The sequence below is a fragment of the Aromatoleum bremense genome (genome assembly GCF_017894365.1).
Lineage (GTDB): Bacteria > Pseudomonadota > Gammaproteobacteria > Burkholderiales > Rhodocyclaceae > Aromatoleum > Aromatoleum bremense.
In genome coordinates this window covers 1,503,827-1,520,739 of the sequence record NZ_CP059467.1, presented here as the reverse complement: position 1 = coordinate 1,520,739, position 16,913 = coordinate 1,503,827, and the positions used below count along the sequence as shown (strand labels likewise).

At 66.3% G+C, this 16,913-nt stretch carries 12 protein-coding genes; 9 read left to right on the top strand and 3 right to left on the bottom strand.

The features are described 5' to 3' along the window. Window positions 1–19 precede the first annotated feature (19 nt). From pbN1_RS07180 to pbN1_RS07160, 5 genes are all read left to right on the top strand, one after another. Window positions 20–526 (top strand): shikimate kinase, encoded by a 507-nt coding sequence (locus tag pbN1_RS07180; RefSeq protein WP_169201852.1) that lies wholly within the window; start codon window positions 20–22, stop codon window positions 524–526. After that, on the top strand, window positions 514–1,596 hold the full coding sequence (gene aroB, locus pbN1_RS07175; RefSeq protein WP_169201793.1) for a 3-dehydroquinate synthase: 1,083 nt from the start codon (window positions 514–516) through the stop codon (window positions 1,594–1,596). Before pbN1_RS07180 ends, aroB begins: the two co-directional genes overlap by 13 nt. Beyond that, a complete protein-coding gene (locus tag pbN1_RS07170; protein WP_169201792.1) occupies window positions 1,593–2,717 on the top strand; it encodes a deoxyguanosinetriphosphate triphosphohydrolase in 1,125 nt (374 codons plus the stop codon). Before aroB ends, pbN1_RS07170 begins: the two co-directional genes overlap by 4 nt. A gap of 250 nt (window positions 2,718–2,967) precedes the next feature. Next, window positions 2,968–7,653: a glutamate synthase large subunit gene (gene gltB / locus pbN1_RS07165; protein ID WP_169201791.1), complete on the top strand. Its 4,686-nt coding sequence runs from the start codon at window positions 2,968–2,970 to the stop codon at window positions 7,651–7,653. A 3-nt stretch (window positions 7,654–7,656) separates the two neighbouring features. Beyond that, the gene (locus pbN1_RS07160; RefSeq protein WP_169201790.1) at window positions 7,657–9,120 is read left to right on the top strand and encodes a glutamate synthase subunit beta; all 1,464 of its coding nucleotides are present in this window, start codon (window positions 7,657–7,659) and stop codon (window positions 9,118–9,120) included. Between the two features lie 64 nt (window positions 9,121–9,184). Here pbN1_RS07160 and pbN1_RS07155 read toward each other — a convergent pair whose 3' ends face one another. Further along, window positions 9,185–10,369 carry an acetate/propionate family kinase gene (locus pbN1_RS07155; protein WP_169201789.1) on the bottom strand — a complete coding sequence of 395 codons (1,185 nt, stop codon included), beginning with the start codon at window positions 10,367–10,369 and terminating at the stop codon, window positions 9,185–9,187. Next, complete coding sequence (locus pbN1_RS07150) at window positions 10,366–11,778, bottom strand: bifunctional enoyl-CoA hydratase/phosphate acetyltransferase (protein ID WP_169201788.1); 1,413 nt, start codon at window positions 11,776–11,778, stop codon at window positions 10,366–10,368. The genes pbN1_RS07155 and pbN1_RS07150 overlap by 4 nt, the downstream gene beginning before the upstream one ends. 196 nt (window positions 11,779–11,974) lie before the next feature. Between pbN1_RS07150 and glmU the strand changes: the two genes are divergently transcribed. The 4 genes from glmU (at window position 11,975) to pbN1_RS07130 (ending at window position 16,726) form a co-directional block, all read left to right on the top strand. Continuing rightward, window positions 11,975–13,342, top strand: coding sequence for a bifunctional UDP-N-acetylglucosamine diphosphorylase/glucosamine-1-phosphate N-acetyltransferase GlmU (glmU, locus tag pbN1_RS07145; protein WP_169201787.1), 1,368 nt, complete (start codon window positions 11,975–11,977; stop codon window positions 13,340–13,342). Between the two features lie 2 nt (window positions 13,343–13,344). Beyond that, window positions 13,345–15,171, top strand: coding sequence for a glutamine--fructose-6-phosphate transaminase (isomerizing) (gene glmS / locus pbN1_RS07140; RefSeq protein ID WP_169201786.1), 1,827 nt, complete (start codon window positions 13,345–13,347; stop codon window positions 15,169–15,171). Between the two features lie 414 nt (window positions 15,172–15,585). Continuing rightward, window positions 15,586–16,059 (top strand): DUF4145 domain-containing protein, encoded by a 474-nt coding sequence (locus tag pbN1_RS07135; protein ID WP_169201785.1) that lies wholly within the window; start codon window positions 15,586–15,588, stop codon window positions 16,057–16,059. Next, window positions 15,992–16,726, top strand: coding sequence for a DUF1016 N-terminal domain-containing protein (locus pbN1_RS07130; protein ID WP_210147738.1), 735 nt, complete (start codon window positions 15,992–15,994; stop codon window positions 16,724–16,726). Before pbN1_RS07135 ends, pbN1_RS07130 begins: the two co-directional genes overlap by 68 nt. Here the strand turns inward: pbN1_RS07130 and pbN1_RS07125 are convergent. Then, on the bottom strand, window positions 16,708–16,878 hold the full coding sequence (locus tag pbN1_RS07125) for a hypothetical protein (RefSeq protein WP_169201784.1): 171 nt from the start codon (window positions 16,876–16,878) through the stop codon (window positions 16,708–16,710). The two genes, pbN1_RS07130 and pbN1_RS07125, sit on opposite strands and share 19 nt — an antisense overlap. Window positions 16,879–16,913 lie beyond the last annotated feature (35 nt).

Below are 16,913 nucleotides of genomic sequence, written 5' to 3'. Positions count from 1 at the left end.
GTTAGTCGTTCTCGTGGGCATGATGGGTGCCGGAAAGACCACCGTGGGACGCGAGTATGCGAAGCGGCATCAGATGCGCTTTGTGGACTGCGACCACGAAATCGAAGCTCGCACCGGCGTGAAGATCCCGACCATCTTCGAAATCGAGGGAGAAGCGGGTTTCCGGCGTCGCGAGAGCCAGCTCCTCGACGAGCTCAGCCATGAGACGGGACTGGTCCTGGCGACCGGCGGCGGAGTCGTGCTCGATCCGGCGAACCGTGCCGTTCTGGCGGCGCGCGGCATCGTCGTATACCTGAACGTGCCGACGCAGGTGCTGTGGGAACGTACGCGCAACGACCGCAACCGGCCGCTGCTGCAGGTGTCGAACCCGCGCGAGCGCATCGAGAGCCTGTATCGCGAACGGGATCCGCTGTATCGTGAAGTCGCCGACATCATCGTCGATGGCGGGCGCGGCAACCCGGGCGGAATGGTCAGGCAGGTCGAGAAAGCGATCCAGAATTTCCACAAGAAAACATGCGAACACTGAACGTCGCCCTCGGAGACCGTGCCTACCCGATCCATATCGGACCGGGCGTGCTCGACGATGCCAGCCTGATCCGGCCTTTCCTCAGGACGGCGCGGGTCGCGATCGTCACGAACGACGTCGTCGGTCCGCTTTACCTGGCGCGGCTGCAGCGCGCGCTCGAGGCGGGGGGCGTCAGGGTGGACGCGGTCATCCTTCCCGATGGCGAGTCGCACAAGAACTGGCAGACGCTCAATCTCGTCTTCGACATGCTGCTGGCGACGCGCTGCGAGCGCTCGACAACGCTGATCGCGCTCGGCGGCGGCGTGGTCGGCGACATGGCGGGTTTCGCCGCGGCGACGTACCAGCGTGGCATGCCGTTCATCCAGGTTCCGACGACGCTGCTGTCGCAGGTCGATTCGTCGGTCGGCGGCAAGACCGCCATCAACCATCCGCTCGGCAAGAACATGATCGGGGCGTTCTATCAGCCTCGCGTCGTGCTTGCGGACACTGCAACGCTCGACACGCTGCCGGACCGCGAGCTGAAAGCCGGCCTCGCCGAAGTGATCAAGTACGGGCTGATCCGCGACCCGGCGCTGTTCGACTGGCTCGAAGCGCACCTCGAGCGCGTGCTCGCGCGCGAACCCGAAGCGCTCGCGTTCGCGATCGAGCGTTCGTGCGCGAACAAGGCCGAAGTCGTCGCGGCAGACGAAACCGAACAGGGCGAACGCGCGCTGCTCAATCTCGGCCACACGTTCGGCCATGCGATCGAGACCGGCATGGGGTACGGCAACTGGCTGCACGGCGAAGCCGTCGCTGCCGGCACGATGATGGCTGCGGAGCTGTCGCGCAGGCTGGGCTGGTTGAGCGCTGCCGACGTCGCGCGCATCGAAGCGCTGCACGTGCGCGCCGGACTGCCGGTGCTCGGACCGCCGCTGCCGGTCGCGACCTATCTCGAGCTGATGGCGAACGACAAGAAAGTCGAAGAGGGGCGCCTGCGCCTGGTCCTGCTGCGCTCGATCGGCAAGGCGGTGCTTCATGCAGATGCGGCGCCGGACGTGATCGGCGCGTCGATCGAGGCGCGTTGCGGGTGATCGCGCTCGCGTCCTATGCGGTCAGCGAAGGCAATTCGCGCGGACGCGTCCACGCCGAGCCGTCGCCGGGCATACGCAGCGAGTTCCAGCGCGACCGCGACCGCATCGTCCATTGCACGGCGTTTCGCCGGCTGGAATACAAGACGCAGGTGTTCGTCAATCACGAAGGCGACCTCTTTCGCACGCGGCTCACGCACAGCATCGAAGTCGCGCAGATCACGCGCACGATCGCGCGCGTGCTGGCGCTCAACGAGGACCTCGCCGAAGCCATCGCTCTTGCGCACGACCTCGGACACACCCCTTTCGGCCACGCCGGACAGGACGCGCTCAACGCGTGCATGAAGGCGTACGGCGGGTTTGAACACAATCTCCAGTCACTGCGCACCGTCGACGTGCTCGAGGAGCACTATGCGGCGTTCGACGGGCTCAACCTCACCTACGAAACGCGCGAAGGCATTCTCAAGCACTGTTCACGGGCCAATGCCGCGCAGCTCGGCGAGCTCGGGCGGCGCTTCATCGAAGGCACCCAGCCTTCGCTCGAAGCGCAGCTGGCGAACCTCGCCGACGAAATCGCGTACAACAACCACGACGTCGATGACGGCCTGCGTTCGGGCCTCATTTCGCTCGCCGACCTCGACGCGGTCGGGATCTTCGCGACCCGCAGGCGGGAAGTCGAAGCGCAGTGGCCGGAGCTCGCCGGGCGCAAGCTGATCCACGAAACGATCCGGCGCATGATCAACGCGATGGCGCTCGACCTGATCGACAAGACCCGCTCGAACATCGCTGCCGCCGGCATCGTCACTCTCGCCGACGTGTACCGGGCGCCGCCCCTCGTCGCGTACTCCGACGCGCTGTTGCCGCAGCTTCGGGAACTGAAGGCTTTTCTCCGCGACCAGCTCTATCTGCATTACCAGGTGTTGCGGATGACCGACAAGGCGCGGCGCATCGTGCGCGACCTGTTCGACGCATTCATGAGCGACGTCAGGCTGCTGCCGCCGCAATACCAGCTCCGCGCCCGGGCCGACCAGCCGCGGGCGATCGCCGACTACATCGCCGGCATGACAGATCGCTATGCAATGAAGGAGCATCGCCGGCTCTTCGCCGTAGGCGAAATTCATTGAATCATCATAGTCTTACCGCAGCGCAAAAAATTCTTGAATCACAAGTTTCAGGCAGGTATATTCTTTAGCCCGCTGGATGGTACGTAGCGGCCGTGTGCGTGCGCACGGGCTGAACAGAGCCGGTGTGCGAGTGCACCCGGCTTTTTTTGACGTCTGCACAGTTTTGGTGCGTTTTTTGCATGCGGCGCCGCCCGTCGCCCGATGAACGCCGGTTTTGTCCGGCAAACGTGTCGTGTCGAGGAACAACGAGATGGATCTCCCCCAAAAGCAGGGTCTGTACGACCCGGCCAATGAACATGACGCCTGCGGCGTGGGTTTCATTGCCCACATCAAGGGCAGCAAGAGCCACGAAATCATCACGCAAGGGCTCGAGATCCTCAAGAATCTCGATCACCGCGGCGCGGTGGGCGCCGACGAACTGCAGGGCGATGGCGCGGGCATCCTCATCCAGATCCCTGACGCGCTGTACCGCGAGGACATGGCGAAGCAGGGCGTGACGCTGCCCCCCGCCGGCGAGTACGGCATCGGCATGGTGTTCCTGCCGAAAGAGCAGGCTTCGCGCCTTGCCTGCGAGGAAGAGATCCGCCGCGCGGTACGCGCCGAAGGCCAGGTCGTGCTCGGCTGGCGCGACGTGCCGGTCAACCCCGACATGCCGATGTCGCCAACCGTGAAGGCCAAGGAACCGGTGATGCGACAGGTCTTCATCGGCCGCGGGCCCGACGTCACCGTTACGGATGCCCTCGAACGCAAGCTCTATGTCATCCGCCGCCGCGCCGCGAACGCGGTCAATGCGCTGCACCTCAAGCACGGCAAGGAGTTCTACGTCGTCTCGATGTCGGCGCGGACGATCAACTACAAGGGGCTGCTGCTCGCGACCCAGGTCGGCGAATACTACGACGACCTCACCGATCCGCGCGCCGTCTCCGCGCTGGCGCTGGTGCACCAGCGCTTCTCGACGAACACGTTCCCGAAGTGGAACCTCGCACACCCGTTCCGCTACATCGCGCACAACGGCGAAATCAACACGCTGCGCGGCAACTACAACTGGATGCGCGCGCGCGAGAAAGGCGTCTCGTCGCCGCTGCTCGGCGCCGATCTCGAGAAGATCTGGCCGCTGATCTACCCGGGCCAGTCCGACTCGGCGTCGTTCGACAACGCGCTCGAGCTGCTCGTGATGGGCGGCTACTCGCTCGCGCACGCGATGATGATGATGATCCCCGAAGCGTGGGAGTCGCATACGCTGATGGACGAGCGCCGTCGCGCGTTCTACGAATACCACGCAGCGATGATGGAGCCGTGGGACGGCCCGGCCGCAGTCGCTTTCACTGACGGCCGCCAGATCGGCGCGACGCTCGACCGCAACGGCCTGCGTCCGGCGCGCTATCTCGTTACCGACGACGACTTCGTCGTCATGGCATCCGAATCCGGCGTGCTGCCGATCCCGGACAGCAAGATCGTCAAGAAATGGCGTCTGCAGCCGGGCAAGATGTTCATGATCGACCTCGAGCAGGGGCGCATCATCGACGACCGCGAGCTCAAGGAGTCGCTGGCGACGGCGAAGCCCTACCGCGAATGGATTCGCCGCATCAACATCAAGTTCGACGAGCTGCAGGCGCCTGCCGACGCCGGTGCGCCGCAGTGCGCCGCATCGGTGCTCGACCGCCAGCAGGCGTTCGGCTACACGCAGGAAGACATCAAGTTCATCCTCGATCCGATGGGCAAGACCGGCGAAGAGGCGACGGGCTCGATGGGCAACGATTCGCCGCTCGCAGTGCTGTCGGCGAAGGAAAAGACGCTCTACAGCTACTTCCGCCAGCTTTTCGCCCAGGTCACGAACCCGCCAATCGATCCGATCCGCGAGCAGCTCGTGATGTCGCTCGTGTCCTTCATCGGACCGCGGCCGAATCTTCTCGAGATCAACGAGATCAACCCGCCGTACCGCCTCGAAGTCACGCAGCCGGTGCTCGACTTCGCCGACATGGCGAAGATCCGCAACATCGCCGCGTACGCCGACAGCCGCTTCCGCTCGACCGAGCTCGACGTGTGTTACCCGGCCGAGTGGGGCAAGGAAGGCGTCGAGGCGCGGCTCGCGACGCTGTGCGCCGAAGCTGAAGACGCGGTGCTGCAGGGCTTCAACATCCTGATCGTGTCCGACCGCAAGATCGACGCGCAGACCGCGGCGATTCCCGCGCTGCTCGCGACGTCCGCGATCCACCAGCACCTGGTGACGAAAGGCCTGCGCACGCGCGCCGGCCTCGTCGTCGAGACCGGCACTGCGCGCGAAGTCCATCATTTCGCCGTGCTTGCCGGTTACGGTGCCGAAGCGGTGCATCCGTATCTCGCGATGGAGACGCTGCAGCAGCTTGCTGCCCAGTCGCCAAATCCGGCCGAGGCGGCGGACAAGGCGATCAAGCATTTCGTCAAGGCGATCGGCAAGGGCCTGATGAAAGTGATGTCGAAAATGGGCATCTCGACCTACATGTCCTACACCGGCGCGCAGATCTTCGAGGCGGTCGGCCTGCAGCAGGCGCTGTGCGACAAGTACTTCACCGGCACGACGAGCCAGGTCGAAGGCATCGGCGTGTTCGAAGTCATGGAAGAGGCGCTGCGTTTGCACAAGCGGGCTTTCGGCGATGACCCGGTGCTCGTCGACATGCTCGACGCCGGCGGCGATTACGCCTACCGCGTGCGCGGCGACGAGCACATGTGGACGCCCGACGCGATCGCGAAGCTGCAGCACGCGACGCGTTCCGGCAAGACTGACACCTACAAGGAATACGCGCAGCTGATCAACGACCAGACGCGACGCCACATGACGCTGCGCGGCCTGTTCGAGATCAAGCCCGCGGCGGCCCCGGTCCCGCTCGACGAAGTCGAGCCGGCGAAGGAGATCGTCAAGCGCTTCGCCACCGGCGCGATGTCGCTCGGCTCGATCTCGACCGAGGCGCACACGACGCTGGCAGTGGCGATGAACCGCATCGGCGGCAAGTCGAACACCGGCGAAGGCGGCGAGGACCCGATGCGCTTCAAGCCGGTCACGCAGGCGATGCGGATGTCGCAGATCATCGGCGATGGCCGGATTGCGCGCGACCTCGAACTGAAGGCCGGCGACAGCCTGCGTTCGGCGATCAAGCAGGTCGCGTCGGGCCGCTTCGGCGTCACGGCGGAGTACCTCGTCAACGCCGACCAGATCCAGATCAAGATGGCCCAGGGCGCGAAGCCAGGCGAAGGCGGCCAGCTGCCGGGCCACAAGGTCAGCGAGTACATCGGCTTCCTGCGCCATTCGGTGCCGGGCGTCGGCCTGATCTCGCCGCCGCCCCACCATGACATCTACTCGATCGAGGATCTGGCGCAGCTGATCCACGACCTGAAGAACGCGAATCCGGCGGCGTCGATTTCCGTGAAGCTCGTGTCCGAAATCGGCGTCGGCACTGTCGCCGCCGGCGTCGCGAAGGCGAAAGCCGACCACGTCGTGATCGCCGGCCACGACGGCGGCACGGGCGCCTCGCCGTGGAGTTCGATCAAGCACGCCGGCTCGCCGTGGGAACTCGGTCTGGCCGAGACGCAGCAGACGCTGGTGCTGAACCGCCTCCGGAGCCGCATCCGCGTTCAGGTCGACGGCCAGATGAAGACCGGCCGCGATGTCGTCGTCGGTGCCTTGCTCGGCGCCGACGAGTTCGGCTTCGCGACCGCGCCGCTCGTCGTCGGCGGCTGCATCATGATGAGGAAGTGCCACCTGAACACCTGTCCGGTCGGCGTCGCGACGCAGGATCCGGAACTGCGCAAGCGCTTCACCGGCCAGCCCGAACACGTCGTCAATTACTTCTTCTTCGTCGCCGAGGAAGTGCGCGAGCTGATGGCCGAACTCGGGATCCGCAGGTTCGACGAGCTGATCGGTCGCGTCGACCTGCTCGACATGAAGAAAGGCATCGAGCACTGGAAAGCGCGCGGCCTCGACTACAGCCGCATTTTCCATCGCCCGGACGTGCCGGCGAGCGTGTCGCGCCGCCAGGTCGAGACGCAGGACCACGGCCTGGAGAAGGCGCTCGACAACCACCTCGTCGAGCTCGCGCGCCCGGCGCTCGAGCGCGGCGAGACGGTGCGGATCGAACTTCCCGTGCGCAACATCAACCGCACTGTCGGCGCGATGCTGTCGGGCCGCGTCGCGGCGAAATACGGCCACGCCGGCCTGCCGGACGACACCGTGCATGTCACGCTGACCGGCACGGCAGGCCAGAGCTTCGCCGCTTTCCTTGCGCGCGGCGTGACGCTCGAACTCGTCGGCGAAGGCAACGACTACGTCGGCAAGGGGCTGTCGGGCGGGCGCGTCATCGTGCGCCCGCAGTCGTCGTTCCGCGGCGCGTCGACCGAGAACATCATCATCGGCAACACGGTGCTGTACGGCGCGATCGAAGGCGAAGCGTATTTCTCCGGCGTCGGCGGCGAACGCTTCGCAGTGCGCAACTCGGGCGCGACCGCAGTCGTGGAAGGCGTCGGCGACCACGGCTGTGAATACATGACTGGCGGCACGGTCGTCGTGCTCGGGCCCACCGGGCGCAACTTCGCTGCCGGCATGTCGGGCGGCGTCGCGTACGTGCTCGACGAGGACGGCACGTTCGAGCAGCGCTGCAACATGGCGCAGGTCGCGCTGGAGCCGGTGCCGGAGGAATTCGAGGCGCGCAAGGGCTCCGAATCCGGCGACGACCTCGAGTCGCACGGGCGCGTCGACATCGATCACCTCGAGATGGGCGACGAGCTGATCCTGAAGGGCCTGATCGAGCGTCACGTGCGCTACACCGGCAGCGCGCATGCGCGCGAGATTATCGAAAACTGGACCGCCTGGCGCTGCAAGTTCGTCAAGGTGATGCCGCATGAATACCGTCGGGCGCTGGCCGAGATGGCCGCGCAGAAGCAGAAGCAACTGGAGGCCGCATAAAAAATGGGGAAGCCCACCGGATTTCTGGAGTACCAGCGTCTTTCCGAGGCCTATGAGCCGGTTGCGGAGCGGGTGAAGAAGTACAAAGAGTTCGTCATGCGCCTGAGCGACGAACAGGCGGCGGTGCAGGGCGCGCGCTGCATGGACTGCGGCATCCCGTTCTGCAACACCGGCTGCCCGGTGAACAACATCATTCCGGACTGGAATGATCTCGTTTATCGCAACCAGTGGCGTCAGGCGATCGAGGTGCTGCACTCGACGAACAACTTCCCGGAATTCACCGGGCGCATCTGCCCGGCGCCGTGCGAAGCCGCCTGTACGCTGAACATCAACGCCGACCCGGTCGGCATCAAGTCGATCGAGCACGCGATCATCGACAAAGCGTGGGAAGAGGGCTGGGTGCAGCCGCGCCCGCCGAAGTCGAAGACCGGCAAGAAGATCGCGGTCGTCGGCTCCGGCCCGGCCGGCCTCGCCGCCGCGCAGCAGCTCGCGCGCGTCGGGCACGACGTGACGGTGTTCGAGAAGAACGACCGCATCGGCGGCCTGCTGCGCTACGGCATCCCCGACTTCAAGATGGAGAAGTCGCTGATCGACCGGCGCGTCGAGCAGATGCAGGCCGAGGGCGTGGCTTTCCGCACCGGCGTCGTCGTCGGCTCGGCGGACCTGCCCGCCGGCATCGCCAGTGACGCGAAGGAAGTCGTCAGTGCCGAGGCGATCACGAAGGAATTCGACGCGGTGATCCTCGCTGCCGGCTCGGAAGTGCCGCGCGACCTGCCGGTCCCCGGGCGCGAGCTCGACGGCGTGCATTTCGCGCTGGAATTCCTGATCCCGCAGAACAAGGCGATCGCCGGCGGCGCGCCGAACCCGATCTCGGCGACCGGCAAGCACGTCGTCGTCATCGGCGGCGGCGATACCGGCTCCGACTGCGTCGGCACGTCGAACCGCCACGGCGCGGCGAGCGTGACGCAGTTCGAACTGATGCCGATGCCGCCGGAGCAGGAGAACAAGGCGCTGACGTGGCCGTACTGGCCGATCAAGTTCCGCACCTCGTCGTCGCACGAGGAAGGCTGCGAGCGCGACTTCGCGGTTGCGACGAAGTCGTTCTACGGCGCCAACGGCAAGGTCGAGGGTCTCCAGGCGGTTCGCCTCGAATGGAAGGATGGCCGGATGTCGGAAGTGCCGGGTTCGGAGTTCGACGTCAGGGCCGACCTCGTGTTCTTCGCGATGGGCTTCACGAACCCGGCCGCCAGCCTGCTCGAAGCGTTCGGCGTCGACAAGGACGGCCGCGGCAACGCGAAGGCGACGACCGACGGCGAAGGCTGCTATGCGACGACGTCGCCGAAAGTGTTCGCGGCGGGCGACGTGCGCCGCGGGCAGTCGCTGGTCGTGTGGGCGATCCGCGAGGGTCGTCAATGTGCGCGCGAAGTCGACCAGTTCCTGATGGGCGAGAGCGTGTTGCCGCGCTGAGGCGGGAATCGCTGCGAAGGCAACGACGAGAGGGCGGCCGCAAGGCCGCCTTCGTCGTCAACGGCTACAGCGCAAGCAACTCCGCCGTGTAGCGCGCAATCATCCTTTCCTCGTTCGTCGGCACGACCGCGACCGCGACGCGGCTGTCCGTGGCGTCGATGCGGGTGGCGTGGGCGGCGTTCGCCTGCGCGTCGATTTTCACTCCCAGCCAGCCCGACAGTTCCGCGACCTGCGTGCGCACCGGCGCGGCGTGCTCGCCGATGCCGCCGGTGAATACCAGCGCGTCGAGCCCGCCCGCCGCGGCCGCGAGCGAGCCGATCTCGCGCGCGATGCGGTAGCAGAACAGGTCGACCGCTTCTTTCGCTTCGCGCGCCGGGGACGCCAGCAGCGTGCGCATGTCCTGGCTGATGCCGGACACGCCGAGCAGGCCGGATTCCTTGTACAGCAGGTTCGTCAGCGCCTTCGCGTCCATGTGCTGCTGTTCCATCAGGTACAGCAGCACGCCCGGGTCGAGGCTGCCGGTGCGCGTGCCCATCATCAGGCCGTCGACGGCGGTGAAGCCCATCGTCGAGGCGACGCTCTTGCCGTCGCGCAGCGCGCACATCGACGCGCCGTTGCCCAGATGCGCAATCAGCACCGCGCCGCTCGCCCGCGCGCCGATGACGTCGGGCAGCTGCCGGGCGACGTAGTCATACGACAGGCCGTGGAAACCGTAGCGCTTGACGCCGCGGGCGGTGATCGCACGCGGCAGCGCGAACGCCTGCGCGAGCGCCGGCTGCGTGCGATGGAAGGCGGTATCGAAGCAGCCGACCTGCGGGATGCCGGGCAGCAGCACGGCCACCGCGCGCACCGCCCGCAGATTGTGCGGCTGGTGCAGCGGCGCGAGCGGCACGAAGCCGTCGAGGTCGCGCAGCACGAACTCGTTCAGCCGCACCGGCGCGCTGTGGAGTTCGCCGCCATGCACGATGCGATGCCCGGCCGCGACGATGTCGAGTGCCGGGTTGTGCGCGGCGAGCCATGCGAACAGGTGATTGAGGGCGTCGCGATGCTGCTCGGCCTGCCCGCCCGCGGTGTGCACCGGCTCCCGGTAGCGAAGGCCGGCGGCGTCCTGCGCGGACAGCATCGGCGTTGCGCCGATCCCCTCGATCTGCCCCGACAGCGCGGGTTTCGCGGCCAGTTCCGGTTCGGTCGCGTACAGCGCGAACTTGACGCTGCTCGAGCCCGCGTTGATGACCAGGATCGCTTTCATCCGAGCCTTGCCTCGCGCTTCTTGTGCGCCATCAGTTGCACGATCGCGCACGACGCGGTGCGCGTCTCGGCGGTGTCGGCGCGGCTCGTCAGCACGATCGGCACGCGCGCGCCGAGCACCACGCCGGCCATCAGCGCGTTGGCGAGATATTCGAGCTGCTTCGCGACCATGTTGCCGGATTCGAGGTCGGGCACGACGAGGATGTCGGCGTTGCCGGCGACCAGCGAGTGGATGCCCTTGGTCCTGGCGGCGACGAGCGAGATCGCGTTGTCGAACGCAAGCGGCCCGTCGAGCAGGCCGCCCCTGATCTGGCCGCGGTCGGCCATCTTGCACAGCGCCGCGGCGTCGATCGTCGAGCGCAGCTTCGAGGTCACGGTCTCGACTGCCGACAGGATCGCGACTTTCGGCTCAGCGAGCCCGAGCACGTGCGCGAGATCGATCGCGTTCTGGACGATGTCGGCCTTGTCCTCGAGGGTCGGCTCGATGTTGATCGCCGCATCGGTGATCAAGAGCGGGTGCGGGTAGGTCGGCACGTCGGCCATGAAAACGTGGCTGATGCGGCGCGCGGTGCGCAAACCTCCGACTTTCGACAGCACCGCGCTCATCAGTTCGTCGGTGTGCAGCGAGCCTTTCATCAGCGCTTCGACGACGCCGTCGCGCGCGAGGGCGACGGCCGCTTCGGCGGCGGCGTGGCTATGCGGGACATTGACGATGCGAAAGCCTTTCAGATCCAGTCCTTCCTGTTCCGCGACGGCGCGGATCTTCGCCTCGGGGCCGACCAGCACCGGCACCACGAGTCCTGCCGCGGCCGCCTGCAGCGGTCCGCGCAGCGACTCCGCGTCGCACGGATGGGCCACCGCGATCGGGATCGGCGCCCTGCCGGCAGTGATCGACAACAGGTGGCCGTAGCGCAGTTCGCGGTCGGAAATCGTCACTTCCGGCAGCATGATGCGCGGCCGCTTGACCTTTTCGGTCGGCGCCTGGACTTCGGCGACGCCGTCGATGACTTTCAGTCCGTCCTGGTTGAGTGCGAGGCAGTCGAAGACGATGTGGTGGTTGTGCTCGAACTTTTCGCGGCAGGTCACGGTGATCGTCAGCGTGTCGCCGATCGTGATCGGGCGCCAGAAATTCAGCCCCTGCGAAACATAGACGGTGCCGGGCCCGGGGAACTCGGTGCCGAGGATGGTCGAGATCAGCGTGCTGCCCCACATGCTGTGGCCGACGACTTCGCGGAACTGGCTGGAGCGCGCGTATTCGGTATCGACGTGGGTCGGATTGACGTCGCCGGACATGATCGCGAACAGATGGATGTCATCCGGGCGCAGCGTGCGCACCAGCTCCGCGCGATCGCCTACCTGGATCTCGTCGAAGACGCGGTTCTGGATGAACTGGGTGGCGACTTGCGTCATGATCGGTCCTGTCCTTTTGGCGGTGCAAAAGCGGAATTCTAGCGGGCGCGTTCAGGCGTCATGCGACATTCGCGATTATTTCTGGTGCGGTGCGGAAAAAATGTCGCACGCGGCATTCGCGACGCACATGGTAACCGGGGCCGGGTGGGGCTGCGTGATAGAATCCGCGCGGTTTTCGACGCTTACCGGAGTGTTCATGGAAGTCGTGATTCTCGCCGCAGGGCAGGGCAAGCGGATGCGATCGGCATTGCCCAAGGTGCTGCAGCCGATTGCCGGCCGGCCGATGCTGGAGCACGTGATTGCCGCAGCGCAAACGCTGGAGGCGCGGCGCATCTGCGTCGTTCATGGCCACGGTGGCGAAGCGGTGCGGACACGGCTGCAACACGTCCCCGTGCAGTGGGCGTTGCAGGAGCCGCAGCTCGGCACCGGCCACGCGGTGCAACAGGCCTTGCCGCATCTGACCGACGGCGACATGGCGCTGGTGCTGTATGGCGACGTGCCGCTGATCGGCGTGCCGACGCTGCGCCGGCTCGAAGCCGCCGCGGGCGGCGAGCGCCTCGCGCTGCTGACGGTCGAACTCCCCGATCCGGCCGGCTACGGCCGCATCCTGCGCGATGCCGCGGGGCGCGTCGTGCGCATCGTCGAGGAAAAGGACGCGAGCGCCGACGAGCGCCGCGTGCGCGAGGTCAACACCGGCATCCTCGTCGCTCCGGTCGCGCGTCTGCGCGGCTGGCTCGAGCGGCTCGGCAACGACAATGCGCAGCGCGAGTACTACCTCACCGACATCATCGGCATGGCGGTCGCCGAAGGCGTCGAGGTCACCACCGTGCAGCCGGATGCGGTGTGGGAGACGCTCGGCGTCAACAGCAAGCCGCAGCTCGCCGAACTCGAACGCATCCACCAGCGCAACATCGCGACGCGGCTGATGGAGGACGGCGTCACGCTGTTCGACCCGGCGCGCATCGACGTGCGCGGCGAGATCAAATGCGGCCGCGACGTCGAGATCGACGTCAACTGCGTGTTCGAAGGCCGCGTCGAGCTCGCCGACGACGTGAAGATCGGCGCGAACTGCGTGATCCGCAACGCCCGCATCGGCGCCGGCTCCCGTCTCGCGCCGTTCTCGCACGTCGAGGACACGGTGACCGGGCGCGACTGCGTCATCGGGCCGTATGCGCGCACGCGCCCGGGCACGACGCTCGGCGACGGCGTTCATCTGGGCAACTTCGTCGAGGTCAAGAACAGCGCGATCGCCGACGACTCGAAGGCCAACCACCTCGCCTACATCGGCGACGCCGACATCGGCCGGCGCGTGAACGTCGGTGCGGGCACGATCACCTGCAACTACGATGGCGCGAACAAGTACCGCACGACGGTCGGGGACGACGTCTTCATCGGCTCCGACACGCAACTCGTCGCACCGGTCCGGGTCGGGCGCGGCGCGACGCTGGGGGCCGGGACGACCCTGACGAAGGATGCGCCCGAAGACCAGCTCACGGTGTCGCGCGCGAAACAGATCAGCATTCCCGGCTGGAAGCGGCCGGTCAAAAAACGGGCGGGAGAATAACCATGTGCGGCATCGTCACTGCGATCGCGACCGGCAACGTCGTCCCGGTCCTCCTCGAAGGCCTGCGCAAGCTCGAATACCGCGGCTACGATTCGGCCGGCCTCGCGGTGCTCGGCGACGGGCTGAAGCGCCTGCGCTCGACCGGGCGCGTCGCCGAACTCGCGGCGCTCGCCGAGTCGAAGGAACTCCGGGCCAGCGTCGGCATCGCGCACACGCGCTGGGCAACACACGGCGTGCCCTCGGAGCGCAATGCGCATCCGCACATCTCCGGCGGGCTCGCGGTCGTGCATAACGGCATCATCGAGAACTTCGAGGCGATCAAGGAGGCGCTGCAGGCGCGCGGTTACCGTTTCGAATCCGAGACCGACACCGAGGCGATCGCCCACCTGGTCCACGCCAAGCTCGAATCGGGAGCGGACCTGTTCGAAGCGGTGCGTCTGGCGACGAACGAGCTCGTCGGCGCCTACGCGATCGGCGTGATCGCCGAAGCCGAGCCCGAGCGCGTCATCGTCGCCCGACGCGGCTCGCCGCTGCTGCTCGGTGTCGGCGACAGCGGCATGTACGCCGCGTCCGACACCGCGGCGCTGCTGCAGGTGACGCGCAACGTGATCTACCTCGAGGACGGCGACCTCGCCGAACTGCACGTCGATGCTTATCGCATCGTCCGGCCCGACGGTACGCCGGTCGAGCGCGACGTGCACGTGTCGAGCCTGTCGGCCGACGCGGTCGAACTCGGCCAGTACCGCCACTACATGCAGAAGGAAATCTTCGAGCAGCCCCAGGCGCTCGCGAACACGCTCGAGATCATCGCCGGCGGCGGTTCGATCAGCCCGCAGCTCTTCGGCAGCCAGGCCGCGGAGGTGTTCGCCGGCGTGCGCCGCGTGCTGATGCTCGCGTGCGGCACGAGCTACCACGCCGGCCTCGTCGCGCGCTACTGGCTCGAGTCGGTCGCGAAGGTGCCGTGCACCGTCGAGATCGCGAGCGAATACCGCTACCGCGAATCGGTGCCCGACCCCGACACCCTCGTCGTCGTGATCTCGCAGTCCGGCGAGACCGCCGACACGCTCGCCGCGCTGAAGCACGCGAGGAGCCTCGGCATGACGCGCACGCTGGCGATCTGCAACGTGCCGGAGTCCGCGATCGTGCGCGAAGCCTGCTTGCGCTTCATCACGCGAGCGGGCCCCGAGATCGGCGTCGCGTCGACGAAAGCCTTCACGACGCAGCTCGCCGCGCTCGCGCTGTTGACCCTCGCGCTCGCGAAGCTCGCCGGCCGCCTGCCCGAAGCCGAAGAGGCGCGCTACCTCATTGCGCTGCGCCACCTGCCGGTCGCGGTGCAGAAAGTGCTCGAACTCGAACCGCAGATCGAAGCCTGGGCGCAGCGCTTCGCCGCCAAGCACCACGCGCTGTTCCTCGGCCGCGGCCGCCACTGGCCGATCGCGATGGAAGGCGCGCTGAAGCTCAAGGAAATCTCGTACATCCACGCCGAGGCCTACGCCGCCGGCGAGCTCAAGCACGGCCCGCTCGCGCTCGTCGACCGCGACATGCCGGTGATCGCGATCGCGCCGGCCGACGAACTGCTCGAAAAGCTCAAGTCGAACCTGCAGGAAGTCCGCGCCCGCGGCGGCGAACTCTACGTCTTCGCCGACGCCGGCAGCGAGATCGCCGAGTCCGAAGGCGTGCACATCCTGCCGATGCCCGAACACTACGGCATGCTGTCGCCGGTGCTGCACGTCGTGTCGCTGCAGTTGCTGTCGTACCACGCCGCGCTCGTGAAGGGCACGGACGTCGACAAACCGAGAAACCTCGCGAAGTCGGTCACGGTGGAGTAACCCTGGCAGGACTTCATCGTAAAACTGACTCCGGTTTGAAACCCCGCTCTTCAGGGAGGTGCGGAGGTTGAATACCCCGGCCTTCAGGCCTGTCGCTAATCAGTTGCTCCACCCGCATCGAAGGTGGCAGGCTGTCTGATCGCGAGGTCGAGCGCCTGCTGTCGAATCTGCAGATCAAGTCTTTCTCAACCCGGGACGAACGGGAGGTAGCCGGCTACGCCTACGTGCCCTATAGCTTGCTCGAAAACGTGATTGCAGATTGTCGAGTTCGCGCGCGAGCATGGGCGCATCACCATGGGCGAGGCGATTCGGCTTACCAACGGCAATCGCAACACGCTCAAGCAACATTTCCGGGCCTGAGTCAGCACGGCGCCGGCCGGGGCGTCTGGTACGAGTTGCGATAGGGGAAAACGCATGCCCGGTATTCGTCAACCAAGCAATTTTTCGCAACTCAAGGCCCACGACGAGCAGCTTGAACGACTGGGCTTGCTTGCCGAGCGTTACTTCGCCGATGATCCGAATACCTGCCTCCTGAAACTTCGCCAGCTTGCGGAGGGCATGGCCCAGTCGGTGGCGTCCCGGGTCGGCATATACACTTCTGCGGACGAAAGGCAGATTGACCTGCTGCGCCGCCTGCAAGACCACGGCATCGTACCGCGCGAAGTCGGCGGGCTCTTCCACGAAATTCGCAAAGCCGGCAACGACGCAAACCACAATCTGGCTGGAGAACCGCCGGTGCAAATCCATACTGAGCTGTCCACCCACGGCATGACCTGGCGAGTCGGTGAAGAGGTCAGCGTCGAGGACGATGCGGTGACCCCTGCACGACGAACTGCGCGACCTGATCGCCGCCAGCCGTCAACGTCTGGCAGCCACGGTCAATGCTGAACTCACGCTGCTCTACTGGCGCATCGGTCAGCGTCTTGCAACGGAAGTACTGGGCGGCGAGCGCGCCCGCTACGGCACCCACCTGATGGACCGCCTTGGCGAACGCTTGGCCCAGGAATTTGGCCGTGGTTTCGAGCCCAAGAACCTGCGCCGCATGGTGCAGTTCACCCAGGCTTTTCCGGACCCCGAGAAAGTCGCATCACTGATGCGACAATTGAGCTGGACCCACTTCCTGCAATTGCTGCCGCTCAAGACCGAGCCCGCCCGCCACTTCTACGCCGGGCAGTGCATGGCCGAACGCTGGAGCGTGCGCGAACTGCACCGGCAGATTGAACGAAAGGCCTTCGAGCGCAGCGAAATAGCCGGCGCACAAGGCACTGCCCTCACCGCCCCGAGTGCCGACGAAACAGCACCGGCCGTCGTCTTCAAGGCCCCGTACTTCCTCGACTTCCTCGGCCTGCGCCAGGGCCACGACGAAGCCGACCTGGAAACCGCCATCCTGCGCCAGCTCGAAGCTTTCATCCAGGCGTGCAACGACCGTATCGCCGCCATTCCTGCCTTGCTCAAGCGGTTTCGGCAGACGGTGCTGAGTGCCGCCATTTCGGGGAAATTGACCGATGATTGGCGCATCGCGGAAGCCGAATGCGATCAAATAGAAGGCGCATAGGGGCGATGCGGCTCGGTGGCCAGCAGGAAAATGCTCCCCTCCGCGCCCTCGGTCCGCAAGGTTTCCACTGCCATCGCGCCGGCCAGTCCGCCACCGACGACGACAAAATCGAAGTTCCCTGTCATGTCCCGGTTTCCGTTAAAGCGAATCATCCGGGCATCGCCTTATCCGCTTGCCGAAACCAATG